Source organism: Streptomyces sp. NPDC058812, from assembly GCF_042744565.1.
Taxonomy (GTDB): Bacteria; Actinomycetota; Actinomycetes; order Streptomycetales; family Streptomycetaceae; genus Streptomyces; species Streptomyces thinghirensis.
In genome coordinates this window covers 56,846-72,619 of record NZ_JBHYOB010000019.1, presented here as the reverse complement: position 1 = coordinate 72,619, position 15,774 = coordinate 56,846, and the positions used below count along the sequence as shown (strand labels likewise).

At 74.7% G+C, this 15,774-nt stretch carries 11 protein-coding genes, 1 tRNA gene and 1 other RNA gene; 7 read left to right on the top strand and 6 right to left on the bottom strand.

Annotated features, from left to right (window positions below):
• Nucleotides 1–98: 98 nt before the first annotated feature.
• The 3 genes from purD to ffs all read right to left on the bottom strand — a co-directional run bounded on the left by purD (nucleotide 99) and on the right by ffs (nucleotide 3,997).
• Nucleotides 99–1,352: a phosphoribosylamine--glycine ligase gene (gene purD, locus ACFW48_RS30700; protein ID WP_386320307.1), complete on the bottom strand. Its 1,254-nt coding sequence runs from the start codon at nucleotides 1,350–1,352 to the stop codon at nucleotides 99–101.
• 119 nt (nucleotides 1,353–1,471) lie between these two features.
• Complete coding sequence (locus ACFW48_RS30695) at nucleotides 1,472–3,835, bottom strand: DNA polymerase III subunit gamma and tau (protein ID WP_386320304.1); 2,364 nt, start codon at nucleotides 3,833–3,835, stop codon at nucleotides 1,472–1,474.
• A 67-nt stretch (nucleotides 3,836–3,902) separates the two neighbouring features.
• Nucleotides 3,903–3,997: signal recognition particle sRNA small type (ffs, locus tag ACFW48_RS30690), an RNA gene on the bottom strand.
• Between the two features lie 74 nt (nucleotides 3,998–4,071).
• Between ffs and ACFW48_RS30685 the strand changes: the two genes are divergently transcribed.
• Nucleotides 4,072–4,159: transfer RNA gene (locus tag ACFW48_RS30685), tRNA-Ser, on the top strand.
• Between the two features lie 191 nt (nucleotides 4,160–4,350).
• On the opposite strand, the gene ACFW48_RS30680 is transcribed toward ACFW48_RS30685, so the two are convergent.
• The 3 genes from ACFW48_RS30680 to ACFW48_RS30670 all read right to left on the bottom strand — a co-directional run bounded on the left by ACFW48_RS30680 (nucleotide 4,351) and on the right by ACFW48_RS30670 (nucleotide 8,624).
• Nucleotides 4,351–6,531, bottom strand: a complete 2,181-nt coding sequence (locus ACFW48_RS30680; RefSeq protein ID WP_386320301.1) for an MMPL family transporter — start codon at nucleotides 6,529–6,531, stop codon at nucleotides 4,351–4,353.
• Between the two features lie 234 nt (nucleotides 6,532–6,765).
• On the bottom strand, nucleotides 6,766–7,434 hold the full coding sequence (locus ACFW48_RS30675) for a response regulator (RefSeq protein WP_386320299.1): 669 nt from the start codon (nucleotides 7,432–7,434) through the stop codon (nucleotides 6,766–6,768).
• Complete coding sequence (locus tag ACFW48_RS30670) at nucleotides 7,431–8,624, bottom strand: sensor histidine kinase (RefSeq protein ID WP_386320296.1); 1,194 nt, start codon at nucleotides 8,622–8,624, stop codon at nucleotides 7,431–7,433. The genes ACFW48_RS30675 and ACFW48_RS30670 overlap by 4 nt, the downstream gene beginning before the upstream one ends.
• 378 nt (nucleotides 8,625–9,002) lie before the next feature.
• On the opposite strand from ACFW48_RS30670, the gene ACFW48_RS30665 reads away from it, so the two are divergent.
• From ACFW48_RS30665 to ACFW48_RS30640, 6 genes are all read left to right on the top strand, one after another.
• Complete coding sequence (locus ACFW48_RS30665) at nucleotides 9,003–9,449, top strand: hypothetical protein (protein WP_386320292.1); 447 nt, start codon at nucleotides 9,003–9,005, stop codon at nucleotides 9,447–9,449.
• A gap of 376 nt (nucleotides 9,450–9,825) precedes the next feature.
• Nucleotides 9,826–10,554, top strand: coding sequence for a Crp/Fnr family transcriptional regulator (locus tag ACFW48_RS30660; RefSeq protein WP_386320289.1), 729 nt, complete (start codon nucleotides 9,826–9,828; stop codon nucleotides 10,552–10,554).
• A 103-nt stretch (nucleotides 10,555–10,657) separates the two neighbouring features.
• Nucleotides 10,658–11,527 carry a hypothetical protein gene (locus tag ACFW48_RS30655; RefSeq protein WP_386320287.1) on the top strand — a complete coding sequence of 290 codons (870 nt, stop codon included), beginning with the start codon at nucleotides 10,658–10,660 and terminating at the stop codon, nucleotides 11,525–11,527.
• Nucleotides 11,524–14,139 carry a hypothetical protein gene (locus ACFW48_RS30650; RefSeq protein WP_386320284.1) on the top strand — a complete coding sequence of 872 codons (2,616 nt, stop codon included), beginning with the start codon at nucleotides 11,524–11,526 and terminating at the stop codon, nucleotides 14,137–14,139. The genes ACFW48_RS30655 and ACFW48_RS30650 overlap by 4 nt, the downstream gene beginning before the upstream one ends.
• On the top strand, nucleotides 14,132–15,184 hold the full coding sequence (locus ACFW48_RS30645; RefSeq protein ID WP_386320281.1) for a hypothetical protein: 1,053 nt from the start codon (nucleotides 14,132–14,134) through the stop codon (nucleotides 15,182–15,184). The genes ACFW48_RS30650 and ACFW48_RS30645 overlap by 8 nt, the downstream gene beginning before the upstream one ends.
• A complete protein-coding gene (locus ACFW48_RS30640) occupies nucleotides 15,181–15,762 on the top strand; it encodes a Pycsar system effector family protein (protein ID WP_386320280.1) in 582 nt (193 codons plus the stop codon). The genes ACFW48_RS30645 and ACFW48_RS30640 overlap by 4 nt, the downstream gene beginning before the upstream one ends.
• Nucleotides 15,763–15,774: the final 12 nt, after the last annotated feature.

The window sequence follows — 15,774 nt, the reverse complement described above, 5'->3', positions numbered from 1 at the left end:
GGGAAAGGTGGATGACGGACAGCAAGGATCAGGCCCCGGCTTCTGAGGGGGAGCCGGGGCCTGTCGTTGAGTGCGCGGGAGTGTTCCGCAGGGCCGGGTCAGGCGCCCGCGGCCGCCTTCGCCGCGATGTCGGTGCGGTGCTGGGAACCGTCGAGGCCGATGCGGGCGACGGCCCGGTAGGCGCGGTCGCGGGCCTCGGTGAGGTCAGTGCCGGTGGCCGTGACGGACAGGACGCGGCCGCCGGCGCTGACGACGGCGTCGCCCTCGCCGCGGGTGCCGGCGTGCAGGACGTAGGCGTGCGGGGCGTCCTCGGCGGCCACCTCGTCGAGGCCGGTGATCGGGTCGCCGGTGCGCGGGGTGCCGGGGTAGTTGTGCGAGGCGACGACCACGGTGACGGCCGCTTCGTCGCTCCAGCGCAGGGGCTCCAGGTCGGCGAGGTTGCCGGTGGCGGCGGCCATCAGCAGACCGGCGAGCGGCGTCTTGAGGCGGGCCAGCACGACCTGGGTCTCGGGGTCGCCGAAGCGGGCGTTGAACTCGATCACGCGGACGCCGCGCGAGGTGATCGCGAGACCGGCGTACAGCAGTCCGGAGAACGGGGTGCCGCGGCGGCGCATCTCGTCGACGGTCGGCTGCAGCACGCTCTGCACGACCTCGTCGACCAGCTTGGGGTCGGCCCAGGGCAGCGGTGAGTACGCGCCCATGCCGCCGGTGTTCGGGCCCTCGTCGCCGTCGAGCGCGCGCTTGAAGTCCTGGGCGGGCTGGAGCGGGCGTACGTTCTCGCCGTCGGTGACGGCGAAGAGGGAGACCTCCGGGCCGTCCAGGAACTCCTCGATGACGACGCGGTCACACGCGTTCGCGTGCGCGCGGGCCGCCTCGATGTCGTCGGTGACGACGACGCCCTTGCCCGCGGCCAGCCCGTCGTCCTTGACGACGTAGGGCGCGCCGAAGGCGTCGAGGGCCGCGTCGACCTCGGCCGGGTTCACACAGACGTAGGAGCGGGCCGTGGGGACGCCGGCGCCGGCCATGACGTCCTTGGCGAATGCCTTGGAGCCCTCCAGCCGCGCGGCCTGCCCGGAGGGGCCGAAGACCGGGATGCCCGCCTCGCGCACGGCGTCGGCGACCCCGGCGACGAGGGGCGCCTCCGGCCCGACCACGACCAGCTCGGCACCGAGCCGGGTGGCCAGCGCGGTGACGGCCGCGCCGTCGAGGGCGTCGACCTGGTGCAGTTCGGCGACCTCGGCGATACCGGCGTTGCCGGGTGCGCAGTGCAGCGCGGTGACGTCGGGGTCGAGGGACAGGGAACGGCACAGGGCGTGTTCGCGGGCGCCGCCGCCGATGACAAGGACCTTCACGGGGTGAAGCCTAATGGGAACGGGCCGGTGCGGTTTGTGCGGGCTTCCGAAGGGGCGGGTCGGGGAGGCTTGTGGGTTCCTCCAGGGCGGGGCCCGGATCGCGCGGCCCGCACCCCCGCCTACTCGTGCGGGATCTCCTCGACCACCGACGCCCCCAGCTCCCGTACCAGCAGTTCCTTGCCGGAGAGGGCCGACTCGTCGAGATCGGGGTCGTCGTCCTCGGGGGTGTCGTCCTCGGGGGAGACCGGGCGCGGCTCGGGGGCCGGGGGCCGGGGCGCGGGGGCGGGGGCGGGGGCGGACACCGAGTCGGACGCCGGTCCCGGCGCGGACGGCGCGGACGGCGCGGACGGCGCGGGAGCCGGGGCCGCGGGCGAGGGCGCCGACGGGCGCTGTGCGGGCGCCCCGCCTCCGTAGCCGCCCCCACCGCCGTAGCCGCCTCCACCGGCGCCTCCGGCACCACCTGCACCGGATCCGCCGTAGCCACCGGAGGGGCCGGCGGGGGGCGGAGGTGCCGAGCCGCCGGAGGGGTCGACGACCGCCTCGATCTTCCACTGCACGTTGAACTGCTCGGCCAGGGCCTGCCGCAGCACGTCCTCGCTGCCGCTGCTCATGAAGTTGTCGCGAGCACCGGCGTTGACGAAGCCGATCTGGAGGGATGTGCCGTCGAAGCCGGTCACCTGGGCGTTCTGGCTGAGCAGGATCCAGGTGAACCGGCGGCGGTTCTTGACCGCCTCCAGGATGTTGGGCCAGATCGTGCGGGGGTCGACTCCCGTGCCCGGCGGCGGAGAGACAGGCCCGGGGGCGGCGGCCGGCACGGGTGCCGGGGTCGGGGCCGGAGCCGGAGTCGAGGCGGGACCGGAAGCGGGAGCGGGAGCAGCCGGGGGCCGGGACTGGCCGCCGCCCGCCGGTGCCGCCGTGGGCCACCCTCCGGGGCGCCGCCCGCCACCCGCGGGAGCCGCGGTCGGCCAGGCCCCGGGCGCGGGTGCGGAAGAAGGTGCCGCAGCGGGGGCGGCGGGGGGCGCGGGGGCGGCCTGGGGCTGCCCGCCTGCGGCGGGGCCGCCGCCTTCGTCGGGAGCGGGACCCGTGCCGGCACCGGCAGCTGTCTCCGCGGGCGGCGGACCGCCCTGACCGGCCGCCGGGGCACCGCCACCGCCACCGGGTCCGGGCGCCCGGACCGCCGCCCGGGCAGCGGCGGGTCCGCCGCCCGGCGGAACCGGAGCGGCGGCGGCCACGACACCACCGGTACCGGTACCGCCGGCACCGGCATGCGCCTCGGGTCCCGGCACGTATCCCATGGCGGGCGCCCCCGCGCCCGCGGAGAGCTGCACGCCGCGTTCGATCCGGTCCAGGCGCGCCATCACCGAACGCTCGTCGCCGTACGCGGCGGGCAGCAGCACGCGCGCGCAGATCAGCTCCAGCTGGAGGCGCGGCGCGTGGGCCCCGCGCATCTCGGTGAGCCCCTCGTTGACGATGTCGGCGGCACGGCTCAGCTCGGCGGCGCCGAAGGACCTCGCCTGGGACTGCATCCGTTCGACGACGTCGGCCGGGGCGTCGATGAGCCCCTTCTCCGCCGCGTCGGGGACGGCGGCGAGGATCACCAGGTCACGGAGGCGCTCCAGCAGATCGGTGACGAAGCGCCGCGGGTCGTTGCCGCCCTCGATCACCCGGTCCACGACCTCGAAGGCGGCCGAGCCGTCCCCCGTGACGAACGCCTCGACGACGGAGTCGAGCAGCGAGCCGTCCGTGTAGCCGAGCAGGGCGGTCGTCATGTCGTACGTCACACCGTCGGCACCGGCGCCCGCGAGCAGCTGGTCCATGACGGACATGGAGTCCCGGACGGAACCCGCGCCGGCCCGCACCACCAGCGGCAGCACGCCGTCCTCGACCGGGATCCCCTCCTTGCCGCACACCTCGCCGAGGTAGTCGCGCAGGGTGCCGGGCGGCACGAGGCGGAAGGGGTAGTGATGGGTCCGCGACCGGATGGTCCCGATGACCTTCTCGGGCTCGGTGGTCGCGAAGATGAACTTCAGATGCTCCGGAGGCTCCTCGACGACCTTCAGCAGGGCGTTGAAGCCCTGCGGGGAGACCATGTGGGCCTCGTCGATGATGTAGATCTTGTACCGGCTGGAGGCGGGTCCGAAGAAGGCCTTTTCGCGCAGGTCACGGGCGTCGTCCACGCCTCCGTGCGAGGCGGCGTCGATCTCGATGACGTCGATGGAACCCGGCCCGTTGCGCGCCAGGTCGCGGCACGACTGGCACTCGCCGCACGGGGTCGGCGTGGGGCCCTGCTCGCAGTTCAGGCACCGGGCCAGGATCCGGGCGCTGGTCGTCTTGCCGCATCCGCGCGGACCGCTGAACAGGTACGCGTGATTGACCCGGTTGTTCCGCAGCGCCTGCTGCAGCGGGTCGGTGACATGCCCCTGCCCGATGACCTCGGCGAAGGACTCCGGGCGGTAACGGCGGTAGAGCGCGAGAGACGACACGCATACGAGGTTATAGGCGCCCACCGACAACCGGCCCGCCCCGTGGAACCGGACCCACCCCGCGAACGCAGGCGCCCCCCACGCACCCGCCAGAGCCGACCTACCCTTGCTGCCTTCCGGCCCTGGGGGAGTTCAGTCAGATAGCGCCGCGTGAGGGGCTGGGCCACACGTTACCCGATGTGGGGCCCGGAGAACGAGTTCGCAAGCACTCTCCGACGTCATGTAATGTTCTCTGCGGAGGATTCGCCTAGAGGCCTAGGGCGCACGCTTGGAAAGCGTGTTGGGGGCAACCCCTCACGAGTTCGAATCTCGTATCCTCCGCCAGTGCCTCACCGGGCACGAAGTCGAAGGGCCCCACCGCTTGCGGTGGGGCCCTTCGACGTGCGTGGGCCGCGTGCCCTAGCCCAGCAACCGTCTCCTGACCGCGGCGAGGACTTCCGCGCGGCTGCGCGGGCCTTCCACGGCGGCCCGCGGCCCGCCGCCACCGCCACCGCCACCGCCACCTGAGCCTTCGGTCACTCGGTGGCTCGGTCACCCGGTCGCTCGGTGGGCCGGGCGGCCTCCAGCGTCACCCTCGGCAGCCGCCGGGCCAGCGGGGCCGGGAGCCACCAGGCGTGACGGCCCAGGAGGTGCATGACCGCCGGGACGACGAGGCAGCGGATCACCGCGGCGTCCAGGAGGATCGCCGTCGCGAGGCCCAGACCGAACTGCTGGAGCATGCGGCTCGGGCTGAGGACGAAGGCCGCGAAGACGACGATCATGATGGCCGCGGCGGCGGTGATGACCCGGCCGGTGGAGGCCAGGCCCTCGCGGACGGCGAGGGCGGGATCGCGGGTGCGTTCCCACTCCTCGTGAATGCGGGAGACCAGGAAGACCTCGTAGTCCATGGAGAGCCCGAAGACGATCGCGAAGATCATGACCGGGATGAACGCCTCCACCGGGCCGGGCTGCACCCCGAACCAGCCGTGCTGGAAGACCAGCGTGATCACGCCGAGCGCCGCCGCGATGGAGAGGAGGTTGAGGATCGCCGCCTTGACCGGGATCCAGAGCGAGCGGAAGACGACGAGGAGCAGGAGCGAGGACAGGCCCACGACGATCGTCACGAAGAGCGGGATACGGGACGACACCGAGTCGGCGAAGTCCTGTGCCGCGGCCGTCGGGCCGCCGATCAGGTACGTGGCGCCGGTGCGGTCGGCCAGGCCGGGCAGCACCTCGTCGCGGAGGGTGTGGACCAGGTCGGCGGTGGGCTCGGCCTGCGGCGCGGTGGTGGGGAAGGCGATGACCGTCGAGACCGCGCCGTCGGGCGACGGGAGCGGCGGGGTCGCCGCCGCGATACCCGGAGTGCCGGCGAGCGTCGTGCGCAGTGCCGTCGCCGCCGCCTCGTCGCCCTGGGCCACCGCGACCAGCGGGCCGTTGAAGCCGGGACCGAAGCCCTCGGCCAGCAGGTCGTAGGCCTGGCGGCTGGTGGACGTCGCCGGGTCGTTGCCCGCGTCGGCGAAACCCAGGCGCATCCCGGCGGCCGGCGCCGACAGGGCCAGCAGCGCCACGCCGGCCGCCAGCAGCGCGGGGAGCGGGCGGCGCTGTACGGCGGTGGCGAGGCGGCGCCAGCCTCGGCCCTCCTCCGCGCCCTTGGCCCCGGCCTTCGCCGCGCGCTTCAGGACGTGCCGCTGGATGCGGGCGCCGAACTGGGCGAGGAGGGCCGGCAGCAGGGTCAGTGAGGCGGCCATCGTGACCAGCACGGTCAACGCCACGGCCAGGGCCACGCCCTGGAGGGCACCGAGGCCCAGGGCGACCAGGCCCAGCAGGGCGATGATGACGGTGCAGCCGGCGAAGAAGACCGTACGGCCCGCGGCGTCCAGGGCGGTGCGGGCGGCCGTGTCGCGGTCCGTGCCCCGGACGAGTTCGTGACGGTAGCGGTAGAAGATCAGGAGTGCGTAGTCGACGCCCACGCCGAGGCCGACGAGCATCATGATCGGCGGGGTGAAGTCGGCGACGGTGAAGACGTGCGAGGCGAGCGCGATCAACCCGACCGCGCCGCCCACCGCGAACAGGGCCGTGACCAGGGGCAGCGCCGCGGCCACGACCGATCCGAAGAGCAGTACGAGGATCACCAGCGCGGCGAGCATGCCCGCGCCCTCGGCGGACCCGCCGCCCTCCTCCTCGGCGCCGCGCACCGCCTCTCCGCCCAGCTCGACCCTCAGACCGTCGCCGGCCGCCGACCGCGCCGTGTCGGCGATCCGGGTGACGTCCTCCTTGGGGACCTCCTCGGCCTTGGCGTCCAGGACGACGGTCGCGTAGCCGATGGTGCCGTCCTCGGAGACGGCGGACGCGTCGGCGTACGGACTGCGGACCTCGGCGACGGACGGCAGGTCGCGCACCCGGTCGAGGGTCCGCTCCACGGCGGCGCGGTCGCCGGCCAGTCCGGCGGGGTCCTGGAGGACGATCTGCACGCTGTCGCCCGCCTGCGCGGAACCGTGCCGCTCCAGCAGGTCGGCGGCGGCCTGGGAGTCGGTGCCGGGGAGGCCGAAGTCGTTGCGGTAGGCGCTGCCGGCGGCCTGGGAGCCGACGGTGATGACGGCGACCACGGCCAGCCAGAGCAGCAGGGCGCCCCAGCGGTGCCGTCCGGACCAGGAGGCGAGGCGGCCGAAGACGCCGGGGCGGGCGACGGGTGGCGGAGGGAGGCGGTGTGGATCCATGCCCGAAGCGTCCGGCCCCGGCATGCCCGCGGGCGTCGGCCCCGGGTGGGCATCCGCCGTACCCCGTGGGTTGCGGGGGGCCTGACGCGGTACGCCCGCCGGGTCGCGGGGCGGCCTCGCGCCGTACACCCGCTGTACGCCCGCCGGATCGCGGGACAGCCTCCCGCCGTACAACCGCCGGATCGCCAGCGGGCCTGCCGCCCTGCGCCCGCCGCGATACCGGGCGGGCCCGGCTCATTCCGTCAGCCAGCCCGGGCTGACCATCCCCGACTCGTAGGCCAGTACGACCAGTTGTGAGCGGTCGCGGACGTCCAGCTTGGTCATGATGCGGCTGACGTGGGTCTTGGCGGTGGCGGGGCTGAGGACGAGGCGGGCGGCGATCTCGTCGTTGGTCAGGCCGGCCGCGACCAGGGACATGACCTCGCGCTCGCGGTCGGTGAGGGCGTTCAACCGCGGGCCGGGTTCGGGGGCGCGGACCCGGCCCGCGAACTCGGCGATCAGGCGGCGCGTGACGGAGGGGCTGATCAGGGCGTCGCCGCGGGCCGCGACCCGGACGGCGTGCACCAGTTCCTCCGGCTCGGTGTCCTTGACCAGGAAGCCGGTGGCACCCGCGCGCAGGGCGCCGTACACGTAGTCGTCGAGGTCGAAGGTGGTGAGGATGACCACGCGTACGTCGTTCAGGCGCGGATCGGCGGCGATGTCCCGGGCCGCCTGGAGGCCGTCGACGCCCGGCATGCGGATGTCCAGCAGGACGACGTCGGGGCGCAGGGCGCGGCAGGCGGCCAGGGCCTCGGCGCCGTCACCCGCCTCGCCGACGACCTCCAGGTCGTCCTCGTCCTCCAGGATCGACCGGAACCCGGCGCGCACCAGACGCTGGTCGTCCGCCAGCACGATTCTGATCATGGTCGGGGAGGTTCTCCGTTCGGTTGCGCCGGTTGCGCCGACACCTCGGGGCACGGCAGCGTCGCCCGGACCGTGAAGCCGCCGTCCGGGGCCGGGCCGGTGGTCAGCCGGCCGCCCAGGGCCCGGGCCCGTTCGCGCATCCCGGTGATGCCGCTGCCCGACCCGGCGCCCACGGGGGCGGGCCCGCGGCCGTTGTCGGTGACCTCGACCGTGACGTGCCGCGGCCCGTGCTCGGTACGGACGTCGACCGCGGTGGCGTGGGCGTGGCGGGTGACGTTGGTCAGCGACTCCTGGACGATGCGGTACGCGGCCAGGTCCACCTCGGCGGGCAGCGGTCGCCGGTCGCCGGCGGCGCTCACCCGGACGTCGAGGCCGGCCACCCGGGCGGCCGCCACCAGTTCGCCGAGCCGGTCGAGGCCGGCCGCGGGCGCGGTGGGCGCCGACTCGTCGGCCTGCCGCAGTACGCCCAGGGTCGCCCTCAGCTCGCGCAGCGCCTCCCGGCTGGCGTCCTTGACGGCGCCGAGTGCCTCCTCCGCCCGTTTCGGGCCGCCCTCGGGGTCCTTGCGCAGACGGCGCAGGGCGGCGGCGGACTGGACGTTGATGAGCGAGATGTGGTGGCCGACGACGTCGTGCAGCTCCCGCGCGATGCGCAGCCGTTCCTCGCTCACCGCCCGCTGCTCCGCCTCCCGGGCCAGGGCCAGCCGGTTCTCGCGCACCCAGCCGAGGGCGACCACGCCGACCAGCCAGCCGGTCATCATGAACAGGGCGACGCCGTTGACGTCGTGGTTGCCGAGCAGCGTGCCCGTGCCGGTGAGCAGCAGGCCGAGGGCGGCCAGGAGGATCGCCGCGCGGAGCCGGCCCTCGGCGGCGACCGTGTAGAGGGCGACGACGAAGGCGACCATGAGCGGGCCGTCGTAGGCGCTGACCAGGTAGTACGCGATGGTGGCGGCCAGCACGAACGACGCGGTCGGCACCGGGTGGCGCCGGCAGACGTACAGGGCGGCGCAGGCGGCGACGAGCAGGGCCCAGCCGAGCGCGGTGGCTTCCCAGGTCTCCTCCCGTTCACCGACCAGCGAGCGCAGGCTGCCCACCGCCACCAGGACCAGCACGGCCCCGGCCAGCGCGGCGTCCGCCGCACGACCGCGCGGCAGCCGCGGCCGGGAGCGGGGCGGGAGGGCGCGGAGAACCATGCCGCCAGCGTAGGCAGGCCACCCGCGCCGTGCCGTCCCCCGCGCGGCGGAACCGCCCGGCGCCCATCCGCAACTCCGGGCGTAGCGGGGCGCCGGGCGCCGCAACCGCCGGGGTACGGCAGGTAGCGACCACGGGTCGGGGTCGAGGTCGGAGGCGTGGGGCCGGCCGGTGATGGTCGGTGAGAACAACGTGGACCGTTGAGGCCGGTGAGGCCGGTGGGTGCCGCTGGAGTCCGGCGGTGGTCGTGGTCGTAGTCGTGGTCGCGACACCCACACCCGCAGGCGCAAGCCGACGCCCCGCGCCACAACCGCCGGGGTACGGCACGTACCCGCCACCGGCCGACGCCCCCGCGCGAGGGGGCCGCCGACGCTGGGGTCATGAGTACCGAACCTGCCCCCGGCCTCCCTCTCCCCGTACGCCTGCGCCGGCTGGACCGGCCGATGGTGGCGCTGCTGACCGCCGTCGCGCTCGTCCGGCCGCTGTTCTCGGTCACCGGGCTGACCGACGCCCTCGGCAGGCCGCTCACGCCGCTGCTGCTCACCGCGGGCATCAGCCTGGCCTGGGTTCTGGCCGTCGGGCTCAGCCGGGTGCGCGAGCCGTTGCTGACGCCGGTGGCCGCCGGGGTGGCGTACGCGCTGGCCGCCGTGGTCCTCAGCGGGGTGCTGTCTCCCGTCCTCACGGGCGAGTTGCGGGGACCTCTCGCGCGACCGCAGGCCATTCTGCCGATGTTCCTCGTCAACGGAGTGTGGGGCGCGGTCTGCGGCGCCTGCGCGCTGGGGGTGCGCCGGATGCGGGGCGTGGACGGTCGGGGCGGCCTGTCCTAGGCCGGCCCGCGCGAACCGTACGCGGGCGGAAGGCGGCGTGACCGGCGAAGTCCACGACTGCCCGGAAACGATCCCGAGTTTCCGCCAACTCCGCCTCGTGGGCCGGTTCCAGCGGCCGACGGGCCTCGTCACCCGGTGGCCGGTGCTGACCTTGAGGATCACGCCTGAACACGACCGGTGAGGGTGCCGTCGCGCACGGTCGCCGGAGGAGCGGGGCGGGGAGGGGGCGGGCCCTGGCGGAGCTTCTGCCAGGCAGTTCCGTCACTACCGGACAGTAGCGTGGATGTGGCGCAATTCACTCCCTCCCGATTATCACTCTGTCACCATCAACGCCATCCAAGAACCAGGCGTCCGGACTGCGGCGGGGGGCGTAGCCATGGGACTGCTCGGCGACGAACTCGCGTTCGCACAGGCGCTGACCGTCCAGGAGCACGAGGGCGTGATGGCTCTCGGAAACCGGAAGCGCTACCCGGCCGACACCCATCTTCTGACCGAGGGCGAGCGGTCCAGTCACGTCCTGATAATCCTTCACGGATGGGTGACCGTTTCCCTCGCCACGGACCGGGGTGCCACCCGGCTGATACTCGGTCTGCGCGGCCCAGGTGAACTGCTCGGCGAGATGGCCGCCCTGGACCGCCACCCCCGCAGCGCGACCGTGCGCGCGCTGGGGCCGACCGAGGCCCAGGTGATAGGCGGGGACGCGTTCCGCCGTTTCCTCGCACTGCACCCCCGCGTCAGCGGCCTGGTGATACGTCAGCTCACCTTCCGGCTGCGCAGCGCCGACCAGGAGCGTTCCGCCCTCGCCTCGCTCACCGTGCTGCAGCGCCTGGCCCATCGACTCATCGAACTGTCGAAGCCCGACAGCTCCGGCCCCTACTCCCCCTCCTCGCGGGGCTCTTCCTCCCCGTCCGCGCCCTCCGCCGCCCGGTCCGTCGTCCATCTGGCGCAGGACGAGCTGGCCGCGACCGTGGGAGCGACCCGGGAAGCCGTCGCCAAGGCGCTGCGGCTGCTGCGGACCCAGAACATCGTGCGGACCGGCAACCGGATGGTGGAGATCCTCGACCCCACACTGCTCGCCCTCCTCGCGGACGGCCATCAGGAGTAGATCCGCGCTCCGCCGTGTGTAAACGGCTACAGACGGCTCTCGTCCCGGGCCCGAAGCTGAGGGGACGGCAAGCAGACGGACCGGCAGGCAGCAGGGGGCACGGGTGAACGACGACGCCATGGATCTCACCGAGGCGCGCTACGAGTTGGTGATCAGCGTCGACGCCAGACGTTCCGGGGAGTACGACGACGTCGACAAGCCGCGGATGCGCGCACGGATCTACCGCGTGCTGGAGACGGCGTTCACCCACGCCAAGGTGGCGCGGGACGCCGTGCACATGGAGGACCGCGGCGACGGGGTGCTGCTGGCGGTGGCCGGCCGGATCGCGGTGACCCGGCTGCTCGGCCTGTGGCTGGTCGAGGTGCACGAGAACCTGCGGGACGAGAACCGTGCGCTGCGGGTGCCGCTGGGCCTGCGGATCGGTATGCACGTCGGACCGGTCCGGCACGACGCCCGGGGCATCAGCGGACGGGCGGTCGACCTCGCCTGCCGGCTGGCCGACTCCCCCGTCGCCCGGCGGCTGCTGGACGCCGAGAAGGCGGACCTGGTGCTGGTGACGTCGAACTCCCTGTACGAGGACGTGGTCAGCGGCGGCGGCAAGTTCATCGAGGCCGCGCGCTACTCGCCCGCCCGTCTGGAGCTGAAGGAGGGCGAGGTCACCGCCTGGTTCCAGCTTCCGGGGCGGCCCGCTCCGGAGATTCCGGCCGAGCCTCGGTCGCCCGGCGGTGGTCCGTCGCCAGCCGGTGGACCGTCGTCCACAGGTGGTGCGCACTCGGCCGCTGACACGCCTGATTCGCCCGTCGGTGCGGACGCCGGTGCGGACGGTGACGAAGACGACGACGCCGGATCCCCGGGGACCCGCTACACCGTGCACGGCGACATGTCGCGGCACCACGACAACGTCTACCAGCAGCCCGTGCACATCGGGCGGATCACCGACAGTGCCCGTTCCCGGAAGGAGCGGGGCGAGTGAGCGACGACCAGCGGGCGGGCGCCGACGCGGGCCAGGACAAGCCCCGAAAGGCCGACGACGCCCGCGCCCCCGGGGCCGGGGAGAAGGCACGGGGCACGGACCGCGACAAGGCGCGGGACCGCAGCCGGGACAAGGACGGGGACCGGAGCCGGGACAGCGACCGGGACCGCAGCCGGGACAAGGACCGGGACGAGGCGCCCCGCGCGGACGACGGCAAGGCCGACGACGGCGAGAAGGCCGGCGAGGGGACCGGCGAGGACGCCGCCGAGCAGGAGCGGGAGGAGCAGGAGCGGGAACGGGAGCGCGCCGCCGGGCGGTTCAAAGAGCACACCCGTGACCCGCTCGCCGAGGAGCAGGGCGAGGACGCGCCCACCGACCTCGCCTCCGCCGCACGGGCGCGCCGCGCCACCCGCATGCTGTTCGACGCGGGCCGGGACCTGCACAGCTTCGACCGCTCGTACTTCGCCAGCGCCCACATCGGCGACATCCACCTGCGGATGGACGCCCGCCGGTCCGGTTCGGCGCTGCGCGGCGGGCCCGTGCCCGAAGAGGAACTGCGCAGGCTCCGCCGGGTCCACGTGGAACCCGAGGGGTACGTGCGGCTGCGCGAGGCGCTCACCGCCCGCCGGTTACTGGTGCTGGGGGCCGCACCGGGCACCGGACGCACCAGCACCGCGCTCTCGCTCCTCGACGAGGTCACCGGCCCGGCGGCGAACGGCACGGAGCCGCGGTCCGCGACCGGGTCCGCGGCCCGGGTACGGCGGGTCGACCCGGCCGGCGGCACCCGGCGGCTGGCCGACTGCCTGGGCGACGAGGACGAGGAGGCCGGGCACTTCTCCGGGTACCTGTTCGAGCTGTCCCTCACCCGGCCCGGCGCGTCGGTCCCCGACGAGATGGACCTCGACGAACTCGCCGCCGCCCTGGCCCGCCGCGACGCCTTCGCGGTCGTCGTCGTCCCGGTCGGCTCGGCGGCCGATCCGATGCTGGCCGGACGGTACGGCGCCCTCTGCCCGCCCGCCCCCACCGGGGAGTTGCTCGTCACCCGGCTGCGGGAGCTGCTGGAGGAGCAGGGAACCGCGACCGGGTCCGACGCCGGCCGCGCCGCCGGTCTGCTGGCCGAGGCGGAGGCCCTCTGGGCCCGGCCGGAGGTCAGGAACGCCGTCGGACTGGACGACCTGCGCCCCGCCGAGGCCGAGGTGCTCGCCTCCCTGCTGGCCGGGCACGTACTGGGGGACCTCACCCACGAGCAGTTGCTGTCCGACTGCCGCAGCCTCGCCGCCCGCCAGGCCCAGGAGTGGTTCGCCGGGGTGGACCGGGCCTTGGCGGCACCGGCCGGGGACGAGCCGGGCGGTGAACGGCCGGGCACCGCGAGCCTGTTCCACCCGGTGGCGTTCCGGATCGCGCTCGCCGTACTGGGCGGGGCCTCGCACAGCGCCGTGGCCGCCGCCGCCCACCTGCTGACCTGGGAACTGTCCGTGCAGTCCGACCCGGACCGCACCCCCGCCCGGCCGCTGTTCTGCGACGACCCCCGCTCCGACCTCGCGCTCTCGCGGGCCGAACTCAGGGACGGCCGGGTCGAGGTGGCCGGTGCCGAGGTGGCGTCGCGGCTGATCTGGTACCGGGGTCCCGCCCTGCCGGCCGCGGTGCTCAGCGAGCTGTGGGACCGGCACTTCGCCGTCCGGGCGCCGGTGGTGCGCTGGCTGCGGCTGCTGGCCGACGACCCGCGCTCCCAGGTGTGGATGCGGGCCGCGGTCGCCGCGGGAGAGCTGTGCGTACGGGACTTCGACCACGGCTACGCGGAGCTGATCCGTCCGCTCGCCGACGCGGCCACGCCCCGGCGCCGGGTCTTCGCGGCCACCGCCCTCGACCAGGCGGCCGGGCACGACTCGCACCGCCGCATCGTGCACAAGGTGGTCGGCGACTGGAGCCGGTACGGCACCGGGCCGCTGCGCTGGACGGCCGCGATGGCGCTGGGCTACGGCAACTCCGCGGCCACGACCGGCGACACGCTCGACGCCCTGGCCCGGATCGCGGTCCGCGACGAGGGCGACCAGCTGGCGGTCGCCTCCTTCAACGTCGTACGGCTGCTGGCGCTCCCGGACGCGCCGGCCGTACTGCGGCGAGTGGCCGACTGGACCCACCACAAGCGCGAGATCCACCAGGACCTGGGGCTGGTGACCACCGTCCGGCTCGCGCTCACGACGGTGGACGAGGTGCTGGTCGACGACGCCGGTTCCCCGCTGGGCGACCGCGGTGACTGGCCGCTGCCGCTCGCCCTCGCCGCGGCCCGCCCCGAACTCGTACGCCCCATGGCCGACCTGCTGTGGACCGCGCTGAACACGCCGCGCTCCAAGGAGGTGGCGACGGACGCGCTGGAGACGCTGCTGCGTTCGGCGGTGCGCGGTGACGGGGCGGAGTGGGCCCGGCCCGGGCTGGCGGCGCTGCTGCCCGCGCTGACCACCGAGGAGCACGACCGGCGGCGGCTGGACTGGCTGCTGCGGCGAATGATGAACGATCCGGAGGATCCGCTCCCCGACGCGCAGGCGCGCTCCCTGTGGTGGCTCGCCGTCGCGGCGCGGGACCGGACGCGCGAGGAGGCAAGGCATGGCTGAGGACGTGGACGGGGACCAGGCCGCTCGGGCGGACGCGGGTCCCGCGGGCCCCTTCCTGCGGGAGTACACGCCGACCGGCGGGCATCCGCCGGTGAGCGCCCAGCGGGCCTCGGTGCTGTTCTACCGCAACGGCGGGCACAGCGTGGTCACCGTCTCCGGCACCCGGCACGTCGACAAGCGGGCGCTGGCCCGGCCGTACACCGTCTGCGAGATCGCGCTCGGGACCTATGAGACGCGGCTCCAGATGGACCTCCCGGCCGCCGGCGGCACCACCTTCTTCAAGGCCGAGGTGGACATCCACTGGGCTGTGACCGACCCCCACCTGGCCGCCGTCGAGGTCGTGACCGACGTCGCCCAGCGGCTCACCGCCCCGGTGCTGGAGCGGCTGCGCGAGGTCACCTCGACCTTCCGGGTGACCGAGGCCGAGCAGGCCGACCGGGCCCTCACCCGGGAGTGCGCGGGCGGCCGCTGGGACAGCCTGGGCGGCGAACTCGGTCTGCGGGTACGGCTGTACGTCCGGCTGCGGGTGGACGATCGGACCATCGAGCACATGGACGAGATCCGCGACGCGCGCGCCTCGGCCGAGCTGACCGGGGTACGACAGGACGCGTTCCGCGCCATGCTGCGCGGCGGGGACCTGGAGCAGCTCAGCTACATGCTGGCGGCCGAACCCGAGCGGGCCAAGGACTTCCTGGAGCAGATCCGCCAGGAGGGGCGACAGGACGAGAAGGAGCGCGTGGACCGGCTCTTCGCGATGGTCGACAGCGGCCAGATCCAGTCCAACGACGTGGAGACGCAGGCCCTGAACCTCCTCAACCAGGGGCGGGGCCGGCCCGTCCAGGGGCCCATCGGCTCGGTGCCCGCCCGCCGGGAGCCCGCGCGGCTGGAGCCGGCCCGCGCCGAGCCGTTCACCCCGGACTGGGTGGCGGAGGAGCCGCCGTACCGGGACGGGTCCGGCGCGGTGCAGGACGCCGAGGACGCGCCGCCGCGTTCCCGCAGACGCTCGCGGGACGACGGCTGGGACTGGGCGGAGGAGGACCGGTGACCGCCGCGGGCGGGGAACCGGCCACTGGGACCACTGAGAGCGGGGGGCGTGCCTCCCCCGACCCGGCCGGGCCTGTGCCGCACGGGGGTCGGCACTGCCCGGACCGGGCGGGGGAGCGCATCGCGGAGCTGCTGCTGAACACGGTCCGCGAGGACCTGGGCCGGGCCGACTCCAAGGCGGCCGTGCTGCTGTCGGGGACGCTGGCGCTGCCCGCGTTCCTGCTCGGCTGGCACGGCGCGCCCGGCTGGCGGGGGCTCGTCGACGTGCCGCTGCTGCTCGCCGGGCTGCTCTGGGCGGTCGCGGTGACCGCGCTGGTCGGGGCGCTCATGCCACGCACCGGCACGGTCCGCGGCGAGGACGGGGTGACGTACTTCGGTGATCTGGTGGCCGCCCGCGACCTCGCGTGGCTGTCCGCCCGGATCACCGAGGCCGGGCGGGACCCCGCCGGGTGGCTGCTCGTCCAGGCCGTGGACGTCAGCTCGATCCTGACCGCCAAGTACCGGGCCATCCGGTGGGGGATGGCCGCCCTCGCGACCTCCGCGGCGCTGGCCATGGTCTGGGGCCTGACCGCGCGCTGACGGCGCGGCCGG

Coding starts and splice junctions, on each gene's coding strand:
- ACFW48_RS30670 (WP_386320296.1), bottom strand. CDS start 8,624: ATGGTTCTCCGCGCCCTCCCGCCCCGCTCCCGGCCGCGGCTGCCGCGC.
- ACFW48_RS30660 (WP_386320289.1), top strand. CDS start 9,826: ATGGGACTGCTCGGCGACGAACTCGCGTTCGCACAGGCGCTGACCGTC.
- ACFW48_RS30645 (WP_386320281.1), top strand. CDS start 14,132: ATGGCTGAGGACGTGGACGGGGACCAGGCCGCTCGGGCGGACGCGGGT.
- ACFW48_RS30675 (WP_386320299.1), bottom strand. CDS start 7,434: ATGATCAGAATCGTGCTGGCGGACGACCAGCGTCTGGTGCGCGCCGGG.
- ACFW48_RS30665 (WP_386320292.1), top strand. CDS start 9,003: ATGAGTACCGAACCTGCCCCCGGCCTCCCTCTCCCCGTACGCCTGCGC.
- ACFW48_RS30680 (WP_386320301.1), bottom strand. CDS start 6,531: ATGGATCCACACCGCCTCCCTCCGCCACCCGTCGCCCGCCCCGGCGTC.